The 22,272-nt window shown below is 44.1% G+C and carries 19 protein-coding genes; 10 read left to right on the top strand and 9 right to left on the bottom strand.

Going from position 1 to position 22,272, the window contains the following annotated elements; translation table 11 throughout:
• Window positions 1-79: 79 nt before the first annotated feature.
• The 5 genes from HMPREF9447_RS19610 (at window position 80) to HMPREF9447_RS19590 (ending at window position 8,354) form a co-directional block, all read left to right on the top strand.
• Complete coding sequence (locus tag HMPREF9447_RS19610; protein ID WP_009131422.1) at window positions 80-448, top strand: hypothetical protein; 369 nt, start codon at window positions 80-82, stop codon at window positions 446-448.
• Window position 449: 1 nt separating this feature from the next.
• Window positions 450-794, top strand: coding sequence for an IS66 family insertion sequence element accessory protein TnpB (tnpB, locus tag HMPREF9447_RS19605; protein WP_009131421.1), 345 nt, complete (start codon window positions 450-452; stop codon window positions 792-794).
• An 87-nt stretch (window positions 795-881) separates the two neighbouring features.
• The gene (gene tnpC, locus HMPREF9447_RS19600) at window positions 882-2,663 is read left to right on the top strand and encodes an IS66 family transposase (RefSeq protein ID WP_009131420.1); all 1,782 of its coding nucleotides are present in this window, start codon (window positions 882-884) and stop codon (window positions 2,661-2,663) included.
• 479 nt (window positions 2,664-3,142) lie between these two features.
• Complete coding sequence (locus tag HMPREF9447_RS19595) at window positions 3,143-5,980, top strand: DUF4961 domain-containing protein (RefSeq protein WP_009131523.1); 2,838 nt, start codon at window positions 3,143-3,145, stop codon at window positions 5,978-5,980.
• A gap of 16 nt (window positions 5,981-5,996) precedes the next feature.
• Complete coding sequence (locus HMPREF9447_RS19590; RefSeq protein ID WP_009131522.1) at window positions 5,997-8,354, top strand: amylo-alpha-1,6-glucosidase; 2,358 nt, start codon at window positions 5,997-5,999, stop codon at window positions 8,352-8,354.
• Between the two features lie 2 nt (window positions 8,355-8,356).
• Here the strand turns inward: HMPREF9447_RS19590 and HMPREF9447_RS19585 are convergent, their stop codons facing one another.
• The gene (locus tag HMPREF9447_RS19585; RefSeq protein ID WP_009131521.1) at window positions 8,357-9,340 is read right to left on the bottom strand and encodes a GNAT family N-acetyltransferase; all 984 of its coding nucleotides are present in this window, start codon (window positions 9,338-9,340) and stop codon (window positions 8,357-8,359) included.
• Window positions 9,341-9,412: 72 nt separating this feature from the next.
• Between HMPREF9447_RS19585 and HMPREF9447_RS19580 the strand changes: the two genes are divergently transcribed.
• Genes HMPREF9447_RS19580 through HMPREF9447_RS19560 form a run of 5 tightly spaced genes read left to right on the top strand, consistent with a single transcriptional unit; the run spans window position 9,413 to window position 12,275 of the window.
• Window positions 9,413-9,949: a nitroreductase family protein gene (locus HMPREF9447_RS19580; RefSeq protein ID WP_044138404.1), complete on the top strand. Its 537-nt coding sequence runs from the start codon at window positions 9,413-9,415 to the stop codon at window positions 9,947-9,949.
• A gap of 2 nt (window positions 9,950-9,951) precedes the next feature.
• Entirely contained in the window at window positions 9,952-10,287 is a 336-nt protein-coding gene (locus tag HMPREF9447_RS19575) for a hypothetical protein (protein WP_009131519.1), read from the top strand.
• Window positions 10,284-11,072 carry a Rossmann-like and DUF2520 domain-containing protein gene (locus tag HMPREF9447_RS19570; RefSeq protein WP_009131518.1) on the top strand — a complete coding sequence of 263 codons (789 nt, stop codon included), beginning with the start codon at window positions 10,284-10,286 and terminating at the stop codon, window positions 11,070-11,072. The genes HMPREF9447_RS19575 and HMPREF9447_RS19570 overlap by 4 nt, the downstream gene beginning before the upstream one ends.
• 49 nt (window positions 11,073-11,121) lie before the next feature.
• Window positions 11,122-11,649 (top strand): KdsC family phosphatase, encoded by a 528-nt coding sequence (locus tag HMPREF9447_RS19565; RefSeq protein WP_009131517.1) that lies wholly within the window; start codon window positions 11,122-11,124, stop codon window positions 11,647-11,649.
• 44 nt (window positions 11,650-11,693) lie between these two features.
• Window positions 11,694-12,275, top strand: a complete 582-nt coding sequence (locus tag HMPREF9447_RS19560) for a Maf-like protein (RefSeq protein WP_009131516.1) — start codon at window positions 11,694-11,696, stop codon at window positions 12,273-12,275.
• 1 nt (window position 12,276) lies between these two features.
• On the opposite strand, the gene HMPREF9447_RS19555 is transcribed toward HMPREF9447_RS19560, so the two are convergent.
• From HMPREF9447_RS19555 to pheS, 8 genes are all read right to left on the bottom strand, one after another.
• A complete protein-coding gene (locus HMPREF9447_RS19555; protein ID WP_009131515.1) occupies window positions 12,277-13,278 on the bottom strand; it encodes a M20/M25/M40 family metallo-hydrolase in 1,002 nt (333 codons plus the stop codon).
• A gap of 20 nt (window positions 13,279-13,298) precedes the next feature.
• Window positions 13,299-15,488 carry a tetratricopeptide repeat protein gene (locus tag HMPREF9447_RS19550; protein WP_009131514.1) on the bottom strand — a complete coding sequence of 730 codons (2,190 nt, stop codon included), beginning with the start codon at window positions 15,486-15,488 and terminating at the stop codon, window positions 13,299-13,301.
• A 67-nt stretch (window positions 15,489-15,555) separates the two neighbouring features.
• Complete coding sequence (locus tag HMPREF9447_RS19545) at window positions 15,556-16,470, bottom strand: glutaminase (RefSeq protein WP_009131513.1); 915 nt, start codon at window positions 16,468-16,470, stop codon at window positions 15,556-15,558.
• Between the two features lie 18 nt (window positions 16,471-16,488).
• Entirely contained in the window at window positions 16,489-17,511 is a 1,023-nt protein-coding gene (locus HMPREF9447_RS19540; RefSeq protein WP_009131512.1) for a porin, read from the bottom strand.
• A gap of 73 nt (window positions 17,512-17,584) precedes the next feature.
• Window positions 17,585-18,844 (bottom strand): phosphoglycerate kinase, encoded by a 1,260-nt coding sequence (locus HMPREF9447_RS19535; protein ID WP_085938343.1) that lies wholly within the window; start codon window positions 18,842-18,844, stop codon window positions 17,585-17,587.
• 87 nt (window positions 18,845-18,931) lie between these two features.
• On the bottom strand, window positions 18,932-19,606 hold the full coding sequence (gene nth, locus HMPREF9447_RS19530) for an endonuclease III (RefSeq protein WP_009131510.1): 675 nt from the start codon (window positions 19,604-19,606) through the stop codon (window positions 18,932-18,934).
• On the bottom strand, window positions 19,603-20,799 hold the full coding sequence (locus HMPREF9447_RS19525; protein WP_009131509.1) for an MFS transporter: 1,197 nt from the start codon (window positions 20,797-20,799) through the stop codon (window positions 19,603-19,605). Before HMPREF9447_RS19525 ends, nth begins: the two co-directional genes overlap by 4 nt.
• A 100-nt stretch (window positions 20,800-20,899) precedes the next feature.
• Entirely contained in the window at window positions 20,900-21,919 is a 1,020-nt protein-coding gene (pheS, locus tag HMPREF9447_RS19520) for a phenylalanine--tRNA ligase subunit alpha (RefSeq protein ID WP_009131508.1), read from the bottom strand.
• Between the last annotated feature and the right edge of the window lie 353 nt (window positions 21,920-22,272).

Below are 22,272 nucleotides of genomic sequence, written 5' to 3'. Positions count from 1 at the left end.
GTAACCATTCTATTTTCCGCCTTGACACGCATGTTCCCTAAACCTACCTTTGCGCCGTAACCCTTAAACAACAATGATTATGGCAAAAGAAAAAGTAAACTACCAGGAGGTATATGACCTCTATCAGTTATGCAGTGAGACCAAGGATCTTCGTGAGTTCTGTGCGGATTATGGAGTAAATTACGACAAGTTCATGAACTGGCAGCGTCATCAGCTATGGAGCGAAAAGTTAGGCAAGACAGTTCAGGTTGAGCAACCCAAGGTTGCCAAAGTCCGGATAACCGGCAAGCCTTGCAACAGTCCAACCGTAAAGTTGGAGGTGAAACAACCTGAAGGTGAATCTCCGATTAAGTGGGTAAAACTGCAATTGACATCAGGTGCCACACTGTTCCTGAGAAACACCACAGTTCTTGACTTGAGCCTGTTGCTTAATAAAATGATAGGATGATATGCTTGGACTGAGTGCTAACCTGAACTATTACCTGTTTAACGGTAATGTGGATTTGCGGAAAGGAATCTTCCGTCTGTGTGAGAGTATAAGGGAAGAGATGTCACTTGACCCGAGCGATGCATCCAATGTATATATGTTCATGTCCAGGAACCGGAAGGTCGTTAAGATACTTCATTACGAACGCGGTTTTTATGTGCTTTACGAGAAACGTCCTGTCATGGGAAAGTTCAAGAAACCTGTGTTTGATGAAGTTTCCAAATGCTACCGGATACAATGGTCGGACATGGCCTATCTTACTGAAAGTATAGTAGTTGACAAGATGTACGTTAGTCCGAAAGATTAATATTAATACATTGATTATCAACAAAATGATGCAAAAATAAACGATAAAAAGTTTGCGTAACTGCCTGATTTTTCGTACCTTTATATCATGATTGATGAAAGGGCATACGAGTTACTTTGCTGCCAGCTGGGTCTGGCGAATGAGGAAAAGGCAGGGCTTCGCAAACAGGTAAACGAACTGATTGCGAGGCTTAAGGCTATTGAAGAATCAAACAAAGAGAACTCCAAGGCTATGGTTGATACAATCAATGACCTCAAAGAATCCCTCGAAAAGCAATCGAGTACGGTTGAACATTACAGGAAAGAGATGGAACTTATGAGAAAGCAGCTTGAGGCAAAAGACGAGGTGAACATGATGCTGGCAAATGAGATATCCAATCTCAGGCTTCAGCTTGAGGGCAGCAGGAAACACCGTTTCGGCCGTACCTCAGAGCAAAGAAGGCTGCTGAACAACCGTAACATTGACAAGTCTGCAATGGAGAAGTCCGAGTACGACGGTTCTGGCAAGAAAGGTGATGATGATAATAAGACCGATGGTAACGGTACCGGCAGCAATACCTCTTCCGGTAACGTACCTGCACAGAACTGCAGGCCTTCAAGGAAAAAGGAAACTGCTCCCCGTGCAGAAAAGAGCAGACTAAAGGTGGATAAGGTAATTGTTCATGAAATAGAAGACTATTACCAACTCCCGGATGGTGCAAGGCTTATGAAGCGTAACGGAATGGCTGATGTGTGGGAATACAGGTTTATAGAACATGTGCGTGCTCATAACGTGGAGCATGTGTACAAGGTGGCAAGGGTAAAGCTTGCAGACGGCACTTTCACTAACACGATGGAGCATCCCTTGAAAAACCTTGGAGGAATCTTTTCCCCTGATTTGCTTGCCCGTCTGCTTTGTCTGAAATATGACTTCAGTATGCCTGAGAACAGACAGATAAGACTGCTTGCAAGAGAAGGCATCCACATAAGCAATACCACGCTGAACGGCTATATCCATAACGGAATCTCCAGGCTTAGGGAGTTTATGGAAGATGTCTTCAAGGAGTTTGTACAACAGGCAAAATACCTTATGGTTGACGAGACGACCGAGCTTGTCGGAGTTGAAACACCGGAAGGCAAGGCTTACAGGAGAAAGTATTTATGGGCTTTCTTTGCAAAGCATGTCAAGTTGGTTTACTATCATTACAATAACGGCAGCAGAGCCTCTGATGTAGCAAAGACCTTCCTTGAACATTTTATGGGATCTGTATCTACAGACGGATATACGGTTTACAGGATGTTCGACGGAGAAGACTCAAAGGTGCTTCATATAGGATGCTGGACACACTGCAGGAGGCTGTGGGTCGATGCCTTGCCATCAGACAGAACTGCGATGGATATAATAGACCCTATCGGTGATATGTTCAGAAATGAAGACTTGTTCCGCACAATGAAACTCAGCGGTGAGCAGATTAAGGAAAAAAGACTTAAGCTTACGAGACCTATTCTTGAACGTATCCATCATAAGGTGGTCATGATGATGCAGGATACTAAACTCATGGCAAACGAACTGATGAGAAAGGCTGTGAACTATACGATAAACCAGTGGAAATCCCTGAAAAATATCCTCAAGGACGGTGCGGCGGAAATATCGAACAACCTCTGTGAGCAAAGGATGAAACCTGTAAAGCTGCTGCTCAAGAACTGTATGAACATAGGCAGTGAGGATGCAGCAGGAAACTCGGCATTCATCTTTTCTCTGATAGAAAGCTGTAAGCTTAATGACATAGATCCTCAGGATTACCTGAAGCACTTGTTTGAATGTATTCTTCATGGTAAGGACTGCGACAAAAAAGCCCTTCTGCCATGTTTTTATCAATCGGAATGTTAAAACAAAAATATTTTCTTACGGATATTTTTATTTTATCGGCTGAAAAACAGCCGATAAAATTGTCGTGGCGGAAAATAGAATGGTTACAAGTATAAAAATATTATTTTTTGCTTATAGAATGTAATGCTGTGTTTTTGAGGCATTTATTATATAAGTAGAAGCCTAACAATATATTACTTATTGAAAAATTTATTCTTATTTGCCTCTTTATGTTTGGCAATTTTATGCACGGGGCAGTAGTGATCAAAAAATAATGGAACAGAAGATTGTTTTGAGGTGATTTGTAACGATGCATTGCATAGTGTTGTAATCCATATCTAATATAAAGATAGTACTCCGATTGTATTGGATACTTGTGGATACTTCTTTTGATTCATGCAACCGTTTGCATTACTTCTTTTCTAGCTTCTGTTTCAAGTACTTGATAATTCGGGATAACTGGTGTATTTTTGAACCATTAACCAATAAATTGATACCGAATGAGAAGACTTTACTCCTTATTTATTTGCTTGCTGGCGGTGATTGCTATGCAAGCACAAATAGTAACCACTACTCCGGCTTTCCCGACGGAGAATGATGAAATCATCATTATTTTTGATGCAACGAAAGGTACGGCTGGGTTGAAAGGCTTTACTGGTGATGTGTATGCACATACGGGAGTGATAACAGACCAAAGCACCGGTTCCGGAGATTGGAAATATACGGTTGCTGGTTGGGAAGTTAACCTCCCTAAGGCTAAAATGACTCGATTAGGTGATGATAAGTGGGAATTGAAAATTACTCCGACTTTGCGGGAGTATTATGCAGTTCCGGTGGGTGAAACAATCAAGCAAATGGCTTTTGTATTTCGTAGCTCGGATGGCACGAAGGAAGGAAAAGAAACAGGGGGTAAAGACATTTTTGTTGATGTACATGCTGTCGGTTTAACCGTTCGATTTGATCAGCCTGCTGAAAAAGAAAATATAGTTATCGGTACAGCTCTTGAAATTCAAGCTTCTGCCTCTACTGCTTCTGCTCTGAAGCTTTATGTAAACGCTACCGAAATAGCTGCAGCAACTAATACTACTACGATTTCCAAATCTTATACATTCTCAACAGCTGGAAGCTATATTTTAAAAGTAGAGGCTACCGCCAATGGCAAAACAGAATCTGCTACGCAAGAAGTAACAGTACTGAATGGAACAAGTACTTCGGAAACAATGCCTAAAGGTGTACGTCCTGGCATTAACTATACGAGTGATACGGAAGTAACTTTGGTATTGCAGGCTCCGGGTAAGAAATATGTGTATGTGGTAGGTGATTTTAATGATTGGACGCCTAAAGCAGACTATCAACTGAAACAAGACGGTGAATATTTCTGGGTAACTCTTTCAGGCTTGAAAAAGGGTGAAGAATATGCTTTTCAATATTTAGTCGATGGTTCTATCTATGTTGCAGATCCTTATACGGATAAAGTTTTGGATCCTTGGAATGATCGGTATATTGAGAATACGACGTATCCGAATCTGAAAGCCTATCCGACAGGAAAAGCAGAAGGCATTGTTTCTGTATTGCAAACAGGACAGGCTGCTTATAATTGGAAAGTGAAGAACTTTGAGCGCCCGGCCTCTGAAAAGTTAGTTGTTTACGAGATGTTGATTCGTGATTTTACTGAAGAACATACTTTCAATGCTGCAAAAGAAAAACTGGAATATCTGAAGAATCTGGGGATAAATGCTATTGAGTTGATGCCTGTCAATGAATTTGAAGGGAATACAAGTTGGGGATATAATCCTTCGTTTTATTTTGCTGTAGATAAATATTATGGTACGAAAAATGATTTGAGAGCCTTTGTGGATGAGTGTCATAATCAAGGTATGGCTGTAATTATCGATCTTGTGTTGAACCATAGCTTTGGTCAGTCTCCTTTCTACCTTTTGTATAAGGATGCAGATGGAAAACCTTCTGCTGATAATCCATGGTATAATAAGGAATCGAATATCAAGAATCCGAGTCTTTCATGGGGATATGATTTTAATCATGATAGTAAATATACTCAGGCCTTGGTGGATAGTGTAGCTGGCTTTTGGATGTCGGAATACAAAATTGATGGTTTCCGTTATGACTTTACGAAAGGCTTTTCTAATACTCCTTATGGAGCGAATGATTGGGCAAATGGTCCAGACAATGCACGTATTGCCAATTTGAAACGCATGTCGGCCGCCGTGCAGGAACGACAACCGGGCACTTACGTTATTTTTGAACATTTGGCAGCTACCAGTGAAGAGAAGCAATTGGCAGAAGCAGGCATATTGTTGTGGCGTAATATGAACAATTCATATTGCCAAACTGCAATGGGATGGACCACAGAAAATGATTTCAATGGTTTATATTCTGGAACAAGTATGCCTGCCGGTAGTTTAGTTGGCTATATGGAGAGCCATGATGAAGAACGTACAGGCTTTAAGGCATGGAAGTGGGGACAAGTGGGAGTGAAGCCTACCACAGGAGAAAATACGGCTACAAGTCCGTTAACAGGAAGTGGCGTTAATCTGTCTACCCGTACCAAACGTTTAGCTACCAATGCAGCTTTCTTTCTTACTGTACCAGGACCGAAGATGATTTGGCAATTTGGTGAGTTAGGGTATGACTTTTCTATAAATAATAATGAAGATGGTTCTAAATATGATGCCGAAGGCGGTTATCGTACAGACCCCAAGCCGATAAAGTGGGATTATTTTGAAGATGCTGACCGGAAAGAATTATACCAAACGTATGCCACTCTTTTAGATTTACGTCATTCATATCCTGAACTGTTTGCTTCGAACACTACATTTAGCTGGAAAGTCGGTACTACTAATTGGGATAACGGACGTACCTTATCCGCTACTTCTGCTGATGGAGAGAAATCTCTTGTGGTAGTCGGAAACTTTACATTGGCAGATAAAAACTTCTCAGTTTCGTTCCCAGAGACAGGGACTTGGTATGAACTGCTGAAAGATAATGCACCATTAACTGTATCAAGTACAGCACAGACAATTGATGTACCGGCTCATGAATTCCGTCTTTTTACCAATTTTAAACCGACTTTGACGGATATCGAAATAACGACTCCGGATGTTGAGACAACTTTGATATATTATAATAAAGGGATAGATGCTTTGGTATTGCCTGCAGGAGAGGCTAAACGCGTAGAAGTGTATTCAGTTAATGGAATGTTGGTGATGATGCAGGAAAATTGTACTTCTGTGGGTTTATCCGCTTTGCCTGTTGGCTATTATATGGCACGGGTTTACATGGAAGATGGCAGAGTACAGGTTTGTAAGATAATGAAATAGGTTAGTTGCTGTAAATATGATTGATGATAAAGTTTGTTTGTGTTTTTGGAAGAAGGCTGCCGGTATATTACTGGCAGCTACTTCTTTTTTAATAGTCTCTTGCAGTGAGAATATGAAAGAATTATCCCCCTTAACTATCGACGATTTAGGTATTTCCATACCTGACGGAAATTCCCGTGAATACTCCTATACAGATAAGAACGGAGGGTTTTATTATGGAATGACCTCCACTGACGATTGGGGAGACTGGTACGCCGGATGGAACATAAATGCGAAGCGCATTTTTGCTGATTATCGTTTGTATGTGGATGGCGAAAGACTGCTTCGAAAAGATGCTCATACAACGGTATATCCCGACAGATTGATGCGCCATTATGATAAAGCTGTGGAAACATTCTGTCTGTTGGATGAACCACGGTTATTATATGTTTGTGTGGATAGTATACAAGGAAATCAAATTTCCCTGATGTTGGAAGGAGAGAATGTGACTGATGTCCGGAAAGACGGAAACTCAGTGGTGTATACAGCAAAAGAATCACAGGAAAATGTTGTGCGTATAGCACCAGTCAAAGATGCAACTATCGAATTTACTGATAGCATAATGACTGTTCCGGCTTCTTCAGGTGGTTTCTTAATCGCTTTTGGTACGGAAGATGATAGCATGAATGCTATAGATGATTTCCGTAAAGAAGGAGAGAGGTGGCTGGCTGAACGTAGCCAACGCATACAATCTCTGCTCAATCATAATCCTCTCAAAACAAATTTGGATTCGTTAGACCATGCTCTTGCCTGGATTATGCTCACCAATGACCAGTTGATTACTCATCAGCATGGTGGTTATGGCATGTATGCCGGTCTGCCTTGGTTTACTGATTTCTGGGGCCGGGATATGTTTATCTCCATGCCGGGTGCAGTGCTTTGTACCGGACAATTTGAGACAGCACGTGATATTCTCACATCTTTTGCCCGCTATCAGGACACTGTTTCTACTTCTCCCACTTACGGACGTGTTCCCAATCGCCTGAATCTGGAAGGTATTCTGTATAATACCACTGATGGAACGCCCCGCTTTGTCATGCAAGTTCACGATTATCTGAAATATACAGGTGATACAGCTTTTGTGAAAGAGATATATCCTTCGGTGAAGATTGCTACGGATGCTTCTTTGCGTCTGTATACGGATGAGAAAGGATACCTCACTCATGCCGATGCAGACACTTGGATGGATGCCAAGCGCCAGAGCAAATATCCTTGTTCGCCGCGTGGTAACCGTGCTGTAGATGTGCAAGCTCTATGGTATACTCAACTGATGAATGCTGCGGATCTTGCCCGTTATATGAATAGGGAAGAGGATGCTCGATGTTGGAATGATGCGGCAGCACGTCTTCGTTCAAACTTTGAACGGGATTTTGTAGATACTGCCACTCAATTTATTTACGATCATTTGAATACAGACGGTACCGGTGATACGCAAATCCGTCCCAATGCTATCTATGCGCTGGAGCTGATTTCTGATTCAAACTTAAAGATGCATGAAACCAAAGAAGTTTGGGAACGTCTGGTATATCCTTGGGGGGTGTCGTCACTCGACCAGGATGATGAACAATTCCATCCTTATCATGAACAGTGGCATCGTTATCATAAAGACGATGCTTATCATAATGGTACGATATGGCTTTGGAATAATGGCATGGCAATGCAACGGATGATAGAGAACGGACAGGCGGACATCGCTTATACTTTATTTAGAAATATGAACCGTCAGGCTCTTGTCGAAGGTGCTGTCGGAAGTCTGTCGGAGAATGCGGATGCATGGCCGCGTGCCGGGCAAACGTGGGTGCGGCGTAGTGGGACTTTCCTGCAAGCATGGAGCAATAGCGAGCATATCCGGATATGGAATCAGTATTTCCTGGGAGTGCGCCCTGATATGCTCAATCATTCTATCACCCTTGCTCCGCAGCTTCCTTCCAACGTAAAAGAGGTGGACAGTCGGGTAAACATTGGGGATGGTATACTCCACATGATTATCTCTAAAGAGGATGCCAATGGAATATATCATTACGAATGGGATGGTGCTCCTGTTACTCTGAAGTTGGATATTGATTCTTATCAGACATTGAATGTTCCGGTATCAACTGGTAGTTCGGTTACTGCAAAAACGGATGGGACGCGTATGACTGTAGAAGTATCTGATGCTTTCGGTAAGAAAACAGCTAATCACGTTGCAGAGTTGGATGTTGCTAAGCTGGAAAAGAAAAAGCTGCAAGATGCTTATTTCAGTGATACTCACTTTGCAGAACCTTCTTACAGAGAGAATATAAAGAGCATGTCACGCTATTTTGATCCGCCATTGACGTACCAGAGTGTAGAATAACGCTATTCGTAAATCTTGTTCAGTAGTCTGTTCAGCCATTCCCAGCGGAAGCGGAACCAGCGGCGGGTGCTACTTTGCTTCCCGCCGAAGCGCAGCACGAAGTCACGGTAACCGTGTTTGCGGAAAGGGAGACCGACATCCATAAATTCAAGATGGCGGTAGCCCCGTTGCTTGGCATCGACAAGGGCATGCCATACGGCAAGTATGCCTGGATATTGCAGGGCATAAGTTTTGCGCATGCCTCCTGAAAACCAGAGATATGCATTATCCTCGGAATAGATGCAGGCACTGCCACCGATGATTTTGTCTTTATACGTAACTATGAATATTTTGCTTTGTTTCCCTTGCACCATTTCTTTTTCCATATGCTGGAAGAACTCTTTGCTGGGAAAGTGGCGGCGTATTTTTGAAGAGTAAACATGGTGCAGCATTTGGGAGAACGCTTGTATCTCTTCCGTATTGTGAACTTCCCGTACTTCTGCACCATTCTTTAATCCTTTCTTAATCTGCCGGATGCGTGATGGACTGAAACGCTCCTCTACATATTCCCTGCTGTGTAGGGAGTTGCGTACTTGAAGCCAATTGATGGCAAAATAGTGGTTTTTGCGGAAGGATTTATAACCGAATAGTGAATTTTCCAGATTACGAAACTCAATGAGGAATGCTTCCCGTAATGCCTCGTCCGTCAGTCGTTGCAGCATCTCACTAAAGACAAATTCCTTGTCTGCGGTTTCATCAAAATACTCTCCTGTACCATAAACTTCGCACCGCCTGATGATAGCGGGCGGAAACAGACGCGTACTCTTTCGCACAGCTGCCAATAGCTTGGCAACGGGCTTTCCGTCCTCGGATGCAACGATGAGAAGGGGCGTATAACCTAAGGTTGCTTCATAAATGCGAAACAACTCGATGGAGTGAAACGTGTTTTTGCCCGGTAGTTCCGGGATGTTACTCCCGTGGTAATATGTCGTCAGTTTCAAAGGCATTGACTGCAAATTTAAAAAATAATCTTGTATCTTTGCGTTCTTAAACGATAATTTACTTCAATACAGTGATATATGGAAAATTTCAGTGAATTACTAAAAGTTCGTCGCAGCATGCGGAAGTTTACGGATGAAGAGTTGACACAGGAACAAGTTGTTGCTTTGATGAAAGCTGCATTGATGTCACCCACTTCCAAGCGGACAAACGCATGGCAGTTTATCATGGTGGACAATAAGGAATTGCTCGAAAAACTATCACATTGCAAAGCGCAGGCGTCACAATTCATTGCCGATGCTCCGTTAGCGATTGTGGTGACAGCCGATCCGTTGGCAAGCGATGTGTGGATTGAAGATGCTTCCATTGCTTCGATTATTATACAGTTACAGGCAGAAGATATGGGCTTAGGCAGTTGCTGGGTACAGGTGCGCGAACGTTCCACTGCTACCGGCATGCCGTCCGATGAATACGTGCGCGAAGTACTCGACATCCCTTTGCAGTTGCAAGTGCTCAGTGTCATTGCTATCGGACACAAGGGTATGGAGCGTAAGCCTTTTAGTGAAGAACATTTGCAATGGGAAAAAGTTCATATCAATAAATTTGGAGGAAAGTAACGGTGGGTGCAGCAAAGGCAAACAATAACCGCGATACTTACAAGGCTACGGCCGTTACATTGATTGTTTTCGGTATACTTTATCTGGTAGACAAACTGGTTCATTTCTCTAATATCGGCTTACCGTGGGTGATGAATAAGGATAATTTCTTGCTGTATACGGCGGTTATATTTCTTATCTTCAAGCGCGATAAATCGGTGGGATTGGTGTTGATAGGTTTGTGGTTGATACTGAATTTCGGATTGATAACGGCACTGCTCGGCACAATGTCTGCTTACTTGTTGCCGATGGCTCTGTTGGTTCTTGGAATTATATTATATTGGTTGGCTACAAGATGAAAAGGAGTGTACAAGATACGCCGATAGTCTTTATCGGTGCCGGAAACCTAGCGACAAATCTGGCTAAGGCTTTATATCGGAACGGTTTCCGCATAGTGCAGGTGTATAGCCGTACAAAAGATGCTGCGAGTGCATTGGCGCAGGCGGTGGAAGCGGAATATACAACCGAACTTTCTGAAGTATCCAAGGATGCCCGGCTCTATATAGTCTCCTTGAAGGATGATGCTTTCGTGGAATTATTGCCCGAAATCGTTGCCGGTAAGGGAGATGCATTGTTGGTTCATACGGCCGGAAGTATTCCAATGAGTGTTTGGGAAGGGAAAGCATCGCGCTATGGAGTGTTCTATCCTATGCAAACGTTCAGCAAGCAACGTGCTGTGGATTTCCATGCGATACCTTTCTTCGTGGAGAGTAATTCGCCGGAAGATACGGAGTTGCTGAAAGCGGTTGCTTCGGTGCTTTCCGAAAAGGTATATGAGGCGACTTCTGAACAAAGGAGGAGTCTGCATCTGGCAGCTGTGTTTACTTGTAACTTTACGAATCACATGTATGCCCTGGCAGCTGATTTATTGAAGAAATATGATCTTCCGTTTGATGTGATGCTGCCTTTGATTGATGAAACAGCGCGTAAGGTGCATGAGTTGGAACCGAAGCAGGCACAGACAGGGCCGGCGGTGCGCTATGATGAGAATGTAATCAGTAAACATGTGGAGATGCTGGCAGATGAACCGGAGATGCAGGAATTGTACCGGTTGATAAGCCAAAGCATTCATAGGTTAAGCTGAAAGTGGACGAATGAATCGCCCGAATGTATAATACTAAAAAATCGTTGCTTTGAGTACAATTAATTACGATCTGAAAAAGATAAAAGCTCTTGTGTTTGACGTTGATGGTGTCTTGAGCGCCAACGTTATTTCAATGAGCGCAGATGGAGAACCTTTGCGTACCGTGAATATCAAAGATGGCTATGCCCTTCATCTTGCTGCTAAACAAGGCATGATACTGGGTATCATCACAGGCGGGCGTTCCGAGGCTGTACGTAAACGTTTCGAAGCTTTAGGCATTCCTTCCGGGGATATCTATATGTCTTCTTCTATCAAAATCCATGATTACTATGATTTCCGTAACCGTCATGGTCTGAAAGATGAAGAAATCCTTTATGTGGGCGATGATATTCCTGATATTGAGGTTATGCGTGAATGTGGCTTACCCTGTTGTCCCAAAGATGCGTCTGCGGAAGTGAAAGATGTTTCCTGTTATATCTCCCATGCCAATGGTGGCTATGGATGTGGCCGGGATGTTGTGGAACAAGTCTTGAAAGTTCAGGGGCTTTGGATGGATGATAAGGCATTCGGATGGTAGGATGGCGGGCAAGTTAAAAATTGATAATTAAAAATTAAAGGACGGTGTTGGACAATTTGAAGAAATATAAAGTGATACTTGCCAGTAATTCTCCTCGCAGGAAAGAATTGCTTGCAGGTTTGGGTGTGGACTATGAAGTGCGGACTTTGCCTGATGTGGATGAATCTTATCCCGAGACTTTACAAGGTGCGGATATTCCTCTGTATATTGCCAAAGAAAAAGCGGATGCCTATGTTGCCATGATGCAACCCGGCGAACTGATGATTACGGCAGATACCATTGTCTGGCTGGATGGACAGGTATTGGGAAAACCGGTAGATCATGAGGACGCCTTGCGAATGTTGCGTACTATGTCGGGACGTTCTCATGAAGTTTTTACGGGCGTATGCATCACCACTACCGAGTGGCAAAGGAGTTTTACAGCACAGACCGAAGTGCGTTTTGCTACTTTGAGTGAAGACGAAATAGCCTATTACGTAGATAAATTCCAGCCTATGGATAAAGCCGGAGCCTATGGAGTACAAGAATGGATTGGCTTTATCGGTGTGGAAAATATATCGGGAAGTTACTATAACATTATGGGACTCCCTGTGCAGAAACTGTATAGGGAACTACTGAAAGTGTAAATCAATACTTCTTCTCATTTGCTAAATTCCAGGCGTTCAGAAAGGACGCCTTTGTTATTTCCACTACTTTCTCCCAGTTCAGCTTGTCGGCATGGTCGGAAGGCTGGTGATAGTCCGGATGCCCATCGGTATGATACCAGATGATGGGAACGCCCGCTTTGGCAAAAGAACTGTTATCACTACCGCCTATAGGATTATCCCATGGACGGTAATCGGGGGCCAGTTTCAGGTTATACTTCTTTATATCTTTTTTCAGCCATTCTCCGAAAGCCGGATTGGCTTCCGTATAGAAATAAACAACGTGCATCGGTTGTTGCGGTTTATTGTTGCGCCCTATCATATCGAAGTTAAGGTATCCCTTCACTTGTGAAATGAAAGGGCAAGTCTGTACGAAATATTTCGAACCCAGCAATCCCTTTTCTTCGCCGTCCCAAAAGGCGAAAATAATATTCCGTTCCGGCTGTTCACCGCTGGCAATGAATGCTTTGGCTATTTGTAAAACGGCCGATACCCCAGAGGCATTGTCATCAGCACCGTTATAAATCTGGTCACCATCAAGGGCGGGATCTATTCCTAAATGATCGAAATGCGCTCCGACAATTGCATACTCATGGATGTTTCTGCCGGGAATCATCCCTAACACATTCGCCATTGTCAGCTTCTGATGAACTTCCTTTTTTAATAAAGCGATTGAATCAGGATGCACTTCCAGCCTTCCTCTCTTCTGCCGTTCTTTTCTGTAGGCTTTGAAAGGTTGAAAATAACTGTCTCCCAACGATTGCACTCCCATGGCTTGCAATAATGAAGCTATATATTGGGCAACCACCCTGGAACCATGGTATCCAGCTTCCCGGCCTTGCAATTCATCGTGTGCCAGAAAGCCGATGTATGCTTCGGCAGACGCCCGGTTGATACTCTTTAACCCCTTTTCTATGGGAGCTTGCGCATATATGGCCAGATGGCTGAAACAACAAACAGCAACCAGAATGCAATATCTTTTCATTTAATATTGATTTATAGTTCTTATTCAATCATGTCTAGCATCAACGGAACATCTTCTTCTGCAATCCCTTGTTTAAGGAGGCTCTTCCGGTCCCTGTCGAATATTTCCAGAAAGGCATCCTTACTGCCGCTCTCTGCCATAGCCTTGCCGTATAGTCCGGCTGCTTTTTCTATGTTTCCCAGCACCCATGCTGCATGTCCGGCATTGAGATAGTCTGTTGCAAGCGGTCTGACAGCAAGAATCTTATCGTAATATTTCATTGCCTGTTCGTGTTTGCCACTGACAAACGAGCACCAGCCGATACCACGCCATGCTTTCATACAATCATTTTCCAGAAAATCCAGTTTGAAGAAATACTGCAAAGCATCTTCATATCGTTTCTGTTCTGCAAGGCAGCTACCTGTATAGAACAGCACATTCCGGTTTTCCGGTTGAATCTCTTCTACACGATGATAGTATTCCAGAGCAGCTTCGAAATTCTTCATCTGGCGGTAGCACGTAGCCAAGTGGCGGAGCGTCCACAGATGGTCAGGTTTCAGCATGTCGGCTTTCAGGTAAGCGTTGACGGCTTCCTGATATCGCTTTTCTTTTTGCAGGCAGAAACCTGTTTTCTGGAAAATGTCGGCATTGGCCTGTTTCCGGTCAATCAACATCCGGTAGAGTTCCAATGCTTCCGCCGGATGTTCTTTGCTGAAGTGGAAGTCGGCAACGGCGACTAACAACTCGGGGGCACTCAACAACTCTTTCAGCACCGGATTGCGATGCAAGGCAATCTCTTCCTGGAAGATGTTATGGAACTCATATCTGCGCTGATTTAGCTTGAAGAAACGGTATAAATCGTGAATATACTGGTTGCTGATAACGTCAGGCCGTTCGGCGTATTGTTTCAGGCTTGCACTGTTCTTCTCTTCCATAAAGTCACTTTGGTCCTGGGGAGTCATCTGGCTTAACATCATGTCACGTTGTGCCTGCGGCAGTTGTGCGATGGTGAAGCAGAATGAATATTTGTCGCTGTTGCAGAAGAAACCTGATTGTAGGATGATGGAGAGAACGGAACTTTCGCCTGATTGGTTCAGACCAACCTGATGAATGATACTGGAATGCATCCGGTCGAAGGGATAGAACCAGTTATGCGGTTCGCGGAAGAAAGGATACCCTTTGAGTTGTGCGAACGTACTCATGTATACATCCGCTCCTTCCATCTGCAAATCGTTCATTTCACGTATCTTATTGCCCAGACCGGATTGCTCAAAAGCCTGTTCCCAGTCCGGATTACGGTCATTCTCATCCGTTTCTTCAAAACCGAATTTCATGTTGCGCATGATATTCACGTTCTTCATCATTTCGGGGATGATTTCTTCGCGCATCTTTTTATCAATCTTTTCTGTCTCCTGACTGCGAAGCAACTGGATATAGACGCGGTTCAACTGTTTGCTGAAATCTGGATCTTCTCTGTAGAGAGAGAGACGCGCTTCCAGTTCCGGATAAAGTGCAATGCGTGTGGGGTAAAGATGCAAGGTGATAACGAGTCCTACCAAAGCCCTTTGATTCACCTGCGGACTGACGTGACGTAGCCCATCGAGCAACCAATTGACTTTGCGCTCATCAAAACATTCCATCAGGCTGAGAGTGACAGCACTGACAAACAGGCATAAATCATTGACCGGTAATGTTTCCGACCGGAGCATAGCTTCTGCCTGAACCAGTTCTTCTACCGTCCAGTTGTTGTTGCTCCAGGTAGTAAGAAACATGACTTGCAAAGTCTCTTCATGTCGTTTCAGGATAGCGTCCAACCCTTGATAGTTCGCCAATTGAGATACGGCCATTTCGTCTGTGAAACCTTCCAGAATTCTTTGGAAAGTGGAGAGGTCGTAAGCTTTCGGAAGCTGGTTCGGGCTCCTGCGCAGAGAGTGGTAATAGTGGGTTGATATTTCGTCCAGTAGTGCAATGCGCGTCTGGTCGGCAATCTCCCAAGTGTCAGCTAATAGCTGGCGGTATAGTTTCTGCCGTTCCGGATCCGTCATTCCCAACTTCATATATTGCAACATATATTGGTAGGAAGTCTGGATTTGCTCCAACCGGTTGCGGAGAGTCCAGTCGTTACTACTATACAGGAAAGCATCCAGATGAACGAGAGCTTCTTTCAACCGTTTGTTTTCCAGCAGACTGATTATCTGATTATATTGTTTTTGGATAGATTGTTCATTCATATTCAAGCCTTTCTTTAATACTATATTTATATAAGGTACAAAAATAGTGCCAAAAAGGTTCGGGCTTTTAGAAAATACTGACTGCTGTCTTAGTTGTCAGTAGCTCAAGAGCTTTCATCCCCATCACGGAGTTGCCCTTCGGATTGAGTCGTGGGCTCCATACGGCTACCGAGTACTTGCGCGGACAAACTGCTGCAATGCCGCCACCTACACCGCTTTTGCCGGGCAATCCTACCAGATAAGAGAATTCTCCGGCTTCGTCGTAGAAGCCGCATGTCTGCATAATGGCATTGATACGTTTTACTTGCGAAGTAGTCAGCTCGGTTCCGTCAAAGCTGAATGGCCTGGTGTGGTCGGCAAAGGGGAGGAATGCGCGCGCCAGTTCCCGGCAGTTCATGCCTATGGAGCATTGACGGAAGTAGAAACGGAGCACCCGTTCGATGTCGTTTTCTAGATTGCCGTGATACTTCAACATATTGGTGATGGCAGCATTCAGATAACCGTATTCCCGTTCGGAAGTTGCCATGCTTTCATTATATTGTATCATATCGTTGCCGCAAAGCTTCCGTACGAAAGAAAGATATTCCCTTTCAGGATAATCGAGTGCCGAAAGTAGCACGTCCGCCATTACCAATGCCCCCGCATTAATGAGCGGATTACGGGGGATGCCCTGCTCCATTTCCAACTGAAAGATGGAGTTGAATGCATTGCCGGACGGCTCTACACCTATGCGTTTCCAGAGTTTGTTGCCCACCCGGCCGAAACTCATAGCAAGGGAGAATACTTTTGAAATACTCTGCACGGCGAAGCGTTCGTTACTGTCTCCCAAGGCAAATTCTTTTCCTTCGATGGTGCGCAGGCAGATGCCGTAGCGGTCGGGATTGACTTTCAGTAACTCGGGAATATAACTCGCCGGCTCACCAGTTTTTGCATATGGCTGTATTTCCTCGTATATTTCTTTCAGAATCTGGGGATAGTTCATGGCATTCAAGGTTTTTCTTTAGAAACGTACCTGTAACTGTGCTTGCAGCAGGTTACTGTTGTCTCCGATATGACGGTTGCAGTATGTGTATTGAGCCTGTATCCTGCATTTGGGGTAGAACCAGTATTGCAAACCGACTACATAATTGGTTTGCTTATCGTCCAACACTTTGCTCTTGTTGAGATAGTCGTAAGATGCGATGACATCAAACTTGGGAAATACGTGGGCGGAAGCCGTCACGTAGTAACCATCACTTTTGATGTGTCCGTCTTTTCCGGCAAGGTATTCCGTGCGTACATCAACCGGTTTAGTTTTGATAACTGCACCTGCCGACCAGCGGTTGCGGGTGTAGTTTTCGCCTACCTGTATATCCGGGTTGAGGGCGGAAACTGCTACTGCACAGCCTTTTCCCGTGACGAAGGAGCCACCTACGGATAACCAGTCCAATGGGTTTACCATTAGGCTTCCTACAATATCTTTCTGGTTATTCTTATCTTTCAGGTTGATACCTTGTCCGTTCATTAATGCAAAATTATAGTTGACCAGCTTGCCGAACAGGTCACCATAAATCAGTAATCCCATATCGCGTCCACTGGAAGAACCATATAACGGATCGCTTCCATTAATTCCTGCCAGGTAGTTGACGGATTGCGAGTAGCAATTTATCAGTTCCACATAACAGGGAGACATCGGGTTCTCAATGGTATACATGGTTTTGAATTGTCCGATGCGGGCGGTCAGTTGCGGTAAGAATTTGTATTCGGTGTACGCTTCGAGAATTTTTCCGGTGTTGGCAAAGCTGTACATGAAGTAGCATGTCCAGCGGTCGGTAATTTTTCCTTGTGCCATGAAGATGACACGTTTGATGTCGAATGTGTTGCTGGCGCCATCTGCGTCGTCGTAGGTATATCCCACCTGTGCGTAGCCGGCAAGACTAATGCGGTCTTTAAGTGTGTTTACTACGTCATTCAAACAAGCATCTTGTGCGGTTGCCATCAAAGCGGAGAGCAAGAAGGCAAAGGATAACAGCGTTCGTTTCATTTCTAAATATAAGATTAAAAAAAGGCAACTCTTTGGAAAAAAGAGCTGCCTTTCCGTATGATAATGTTTTTTCTTATTCGTTGATAGCAGCGATACCCGGAAGAACTTTTCCTTCGATTGCTTCGAGCAATGCACCACCACCTGTTGAAACATAAGAAACACCGCTTGCCAAGCCGAACTTGTTGACACAAGCCACAGAGTCGCCACCACCTACGAGTGAGAAAGCACCGTTCTTGGTAGCCTCTACGATAGCTTCGCCTACTGCACGTGAGCCGTGAGTGAAGTTTTCGAATTCGAATACGCCAGTCGGGCCATTCCACAAAATAGTCTTGGAGTTCTTGATAACGTCTGCAAAGATTTCTTCAGTCTTAGGACCGATGTCCAGACCTTCCCAACCATCAGGAATTTCGTCTACCGGACAGAACTTCGTGTTGGCATCGTTAGAGAAAGCGTCAGCAATCTTAGCGTCAACAGCCAATACCATGTTTACACCTTTTTCTTTTGCTTTCTTCATCAAGTCGAGAGCCAGATCCAGTTTGTCATCTTCGCAGATAGAGATACCTATTTTACCACCCATAGCCTTAGTGAAAGTATAAGTCATACCACCAGCAATAATCAGGTTGTCCACCTTGCTCAGCAGGTTTTCGATGATTTCAATCTTAGAAGAAACTTTAGAGCCACCCATGATGGCAGTGAATGGACGTTTGATGTCATTCAACACTTTATCAACAGCCTTCACTTCTTTTTCCATCAGATAGCCGAACATCTTGTTGTCCTTATCAAAGTATTTAGCAATCAGAGCTGTAGAAGCATGTGCGCGGTGAGCTGTACCGAAAGCATCGTTTACATAGCAGTCAGCATAAGAAGCCAATTTCTTGGTGAATTCTTTCTGGCTTTCCTTAACGGCTTTCTTTGCAGCAGCTTTTTCCTCGTCGGTAGCATCTTCAGCCAAACCGCGGGGTTTGCCTTCTTCTTCAGCGTAGAAACGGAGATTTTCGAGCAACAGCACTTCACCCGGTTGCAGAGCAGCAGCTTTCACAGCAGCTTCTTCGCCCATGCAGTCGTTAGCAAACTGTACCTCAACACCCAACAATTCAGATAAATGTTTCAGGATGTGTTTCAGAGAGAACTTGTCAGCCGGACCTTTCGGACGGCCGAGGTGTGAACCGATAATTATACTGCCACCGTCAGCCAGAATTTTCTTCAGCGTAGGAAGAGCAGCGCGCATACGGTTATCATCTGTAATGTTGAAGTTTTCGTCCAAGGGCACATTGAAATCCACACGAACGAATGCCTTTTTACCGGCAAAGTTGAATTGATCAATTGTCATAATACTCTATTTTATTTAAAAGTGTTATTAATTTGTTTTCGTGAGCGCAAAGTTAGTATTTATTTCTTTCTTTTGCTATGAAACCGTCATTTATTCTTTATCTTTCGGCTTCTCTTTGCTAACTTTATACTTCTCGCAATAATATTTGCACATCAATTGCAAACCACAGTTGTCACATTGTGGCGTACGTGCCTGGCAGACATATCGTCCGTGCAGAATCAGCCAGTGGTGAGCAATGGGAATATCAGCTTCCGGAATGTTTTTCACCAGTTCTTTTTCTACGCTGAACGGGGTGGTACAGGTATCCGGCACCAGTCCGAGGCGGTGGCTGACGCGGAATACATGGGTGTCTACAGCCATCGCTGCTTTGTTGAACACGACGGATTGAATAACGTTTGCTGTTTTGCGCCCCACGCCAGGAAGTTTCACGAGTTCTTCCAGAGTATCGGGTACCTCGCTGTTGAAGTCTTTCACCAACATTTGTGCCATGCCAACCAGATGCTTTGCTTTGTTATTGGGGTAAGATACGCTGCGGATATATTCGTATATCACTTCCGGCGTACTGGCGGCAAGAACTTCCGGGGTAGGGAAGTCACGATACAATGGCGGGACAATCATATTCACCCGTTTGTCCGTGCATTGTGCGGAGAGGATAACTGCTATCAACAGTTGGAACGGGGTGTCATAATGCAGTTCCGTTTCGGCTACCGGGCGGTTTTCCCGAAACCAGGCAAGAATCTTTTCATAACGTTCTTTCTTTCTCATCGCAATTTATTTTTATGATAATGTGGAGCTACTTTTCCATTGAAGTAGAGCATGGATACAATGGTGAGGCAGGCTCCGAACAAATAAGCTTTATCAAAAGTGCTGACTTCCGCAATATATCCTCCTGTCAACATGCCGATTCCGATGCCTACATCCCAGGAAGTCAGATAAGTGGAGGTAGCAGTACCGCGCTGGCTGTTTGGGGCCAGGTTGACGAATAGTGTATTGTAAGCCGGGAACATGATGCCAAAGCCTACACCCAGTAACAGGGCCACCGCAAAGAAAACAACGGTGCATAGCATGTTGTTCCAATTAATAAGATATACGCATGCCGAAAGCAGGAAGAAACTGAACACAACGAGATACAGTCCGGCGGAAATGACTTGCGTAATCTTTCCCTTATCTACAATCTTTCCGGAGAAGATGCGCGAAATGGCCATACCTATCGCCATGAAAGTAAAGAAGAAACCTGTAGTGGCATTGATGCCGATTTGTTTGGCATACATAGCTACGTAGTTCGTCGTCATTCCATAGGGGATTGAAAGTAGCAGCAGACTGATGCCTGCCGGAATGCCTTTCAGCAAGATAAAGCGGTCGAGCGATATTGGCTCACGCCTTACAGGTGGCTTATAGGGTGTTTTTACTAGACTTGCGCAAACAAAACCGGCGATACAAGAGCCCAGCGAGCAACAAAATATAGCAGTATAATCCACCCCCGCATCATGCAGAAACAATCCGGACATTGGCCCTACCGCCATGGCAATATTATTAGAAAGACCGTAGTATCCCAACCCTTCGCCGCGTCGTGATGAGGGCATGATGTCGATGACTACCGTGTTGCCACCCACCGTCACCATTCCGAATGATATTCCTTGTACGATGCGGAACATGATGAATAGCGTCAGCGAACCGGCAATGATATATCCGGCAAACATCGTCATAAAGATGAAGTAAGCCATCAGATATAAAGGTTTGCGTGCAAAGCTGTCTAGGAAATATCCGGAAAAGGGGCGGATGCATAATGCGGCCACCGTATAACATGAAAGAATGATGCCGATTGTGGAATTACCTGCACTGAATACTTCGGATAAGTAAAAAGGAAGTACCGGTATCAGCAACCAGAAGCCGAAGTACAGCAGGAAGTTGGCTGCAAGAATAAAGCAATAGCTGGGAGTGACAAGTCTATCTTTCATAATTGTTAAATTGAGAATTGAAAATTGAGAATTGAAAATTAAGCTGCGCTATCATACTGCATAGTGTTTTTCAATTCTCAATTTTCAATTCTCAATTTATTTAATAGGCTGCTTCGAATTCCTTCAGGAACCTCGTGTCGTTTTCAGAGAACATGCGAAGGTCTTTTACCTGGTATTTCAGGTTGGTAATGCGTTCGATACCCATACCGAGGGCATATCCGCTATACACCTTGCTGTCGATGCCGTTGCTTTCCAATACATTCGGGTCCACCATGCCGCAACCCAGGATTTCCACCCATCCGGTGTGTTTGCAGAACGGACAACCTTTTCCGCCACAGATGTTGCAACTGATGTCCATTTCCGCACTGGGCTCCGTGAACGGGAAGTATGACGGACGTAAACGGATTTTGGTATCTTCGCCGAACATTTCTTTTGCAAAGAGCAGCAACACTTGTTTCAGGTCAGTGAAAGATACATCTTTATCCACATACAGTGCTTCTACCTGGTGGAAGAAACAGTGTGCGCGGTAGCTGATGGCTTCATTACGATATACACGCCCCGGGCAGATGATGCGGATAGGAGGTTGTGAAGTTTCCATTACGCGGGTCTGTACAGATGAAGTGTGCGTACGCAGCACAATGTCGGGATGTGCTTCGATAAAAAAGGTATCCTGCATGTCGCGTGCGGGGTGGTCTTCGGCAAAATTCAATGCGGAGAACACATGCCAGTCGTCTTCAATTTCCGGACCTTCGGCGATGCTGAAACCAAGACGTGCGAATATATCGATGACTTCGTTCTTTACGATGGTGAGTGGGTGGCGTGTACCCAGTTCTACCGGATAAGCTGAACGGGTGAGGTCGATGTCATCGCAACCCGTATCCTGACTTTCGAACTGTTCTTTCAAGGCATTGATCTTTTCCTGTGCCTTGTTTTTCAGTTCATTCAGTCTCATGCCGACTTCTTTCTTCTGCTCGGCAGCTACGTTGCGGAAATCTGCCATCAAGTCGTTGATTGCACCTTTCTTACTGAGGTATTTGATGCGGAGTGCTTCCAGTTCCTCGGCATTGGCAGCTTTCAGTGCTTCCACTTCTTGCAGAAGCTGGTTGATTTTAGCTATCATATATATCGTTGTTTATTATTTTATTTCGAAATACATAAAACGGTGCAAAGATACAATTTTATCATGATTCCGGTTGCAAACTCTCCAAGAAAATAAAACAGGGTGGGGATAATGTCTGAAATCTTATTATTATTTAGCTTATAACTGATAAGAAAGGAACAAAAGTGATTAGCGTTTATGATTAGTAATGAGGCAAATGATAAACAAGCACTATCTCAATTCTCCTCCTCCCGGGAGGTTGTGTAAAAAGTAAGAATCAAGTGTTCTTTGACATATTGTATAAAAAGGATTTTATATCTTTGCTTTGATAACAATAGGATTAATTTTATGGGCTATATTCAACCTTTTGATCG

The sequence above is a fragment of the Bacteroides oleiciplenus YIT 12058 genome, assembly GCF_000315485.1.
Taxonomy (GTDB): domain Bacteria; phylum Bacteroidota; class Bacteroidia; order Bacteroidales; family Bacteroidaceae; genus Bacteroides; species Bacteroides oleiciplenus.
Note: the sequence above shows the minus strand (reverse complement) of the source record. Positions and strands in the feature narration are given on the sequence as shown.

Excerpts from the sequence above, each read along its gene's own strand:
- HMPREF9447_RS19550 (WP_009131514.1), bottom strand. The coding sequence starts at position 15,488 with ATGAATGAACAATCTATCCAAAAACAATATAATCAGATAATCAGTCTG.
- HMPREF9447_RS19545 (WP_009131513.1), bottom strand. The coding sequence starts at position 16,470 with ATGAACTATCCCCAGATTCTGAAAGAAATATACGAGGAAATACAGCCA.
- nth (WP_009131510.1), bottom strand. The coding sequence starts at position 19,606 with ATGAGAAAGAAAGAACGTTATGAAAAGATTCTTGCCTGGTTTCGGGAA.
- HMPREF9447_RS19590 (WP_009131522.1), top strand. The coding sequence starts at position 5,997 with ATGATTGATGATAAAGTTTGTTTGTGTTTTTGGAAGAAGGCTGCCGGT.
- pheS (WP_009131508.1), bottom strand. The coding sequence starts at position 21,919 with ATGATAGCTAAAATCAACCAGCTTCTGCAAGAAGTGGAAGCACTGAAA.
- tnpC (WP_009131420.1), top strand. The coding sequence starts at position 882 with ATGATTGATGAAAGGGCATACGAGTTACTTTGCTGCCAGCTGGGTCTG.
- HMPREF9447_RS19610 (WP_009131422.1), top strand. The coding sequence starts at position 80 with ATGGCAAAAGAAAAAGTAAACTACCAGGAGGTATATGACCTCTATCAG.
- HMPREF9447_RS19595 (WP_009131523.1), top strand. The coding sequence starts at position 3,143 with ATGAGAAGACTTTACTCCTTATTTATTTGCTTGCTGGCGGTGATTGCT.
- HMPREF9447_RS19525 (WP_009131509.1), bottom strand. The coding sequence starts at position 20,799 with ATGAAAGATAGACTTGTCACTCCCAGCTATTGCTTTATTCTTGCAGCC.
- HMPREF9447_RS19540 (WP_009131512.1), bottom strand. The coding sequence starts at position 17,511 with ATGAAACGAACGCTGTTATCCTTTGCCTTCTTGCTCTCCGCTTTGATG.
- HMPREF9447_RS19570 (WP_009131518.1), top strand. The coding sequence starts at position 10,284 with ATGAAAAGGAGTGTACAAGATACGCCGATAGTCTTTATCGGTGCCGGA.
- HMPREF9447_RS19580 (WP_044138404.1), top strand. The coding sequence starts at position 9,413 with ATGGAAAATTTCAGTGAATTACTAAAAGTTCGTCGCAGCATGCGGAAG.
- HMPREF9447_RS19585 (WP_009131521.1), bottom strand. The coding sequence starts at position 9,340 with ATGCCTTTGAAACTGACGACATATTACCACGGGAGTAACATCCCGGAA.
- HMPREF9447_RS19555 (WP_009131515.1), bottom strand. The coding sequence starts at position 13,278 with ATGAAAAGATATTGCATTCTGGTTGCTGTTTGTTGTTTCAGCCATCTG.
- tnpB (WP_009131421.1), top strand. The coding sequence starts at position 450 with ATGCTTGGACTGAGTGCTAACCTGAACTATTACCTGTTTAACGGTAAT.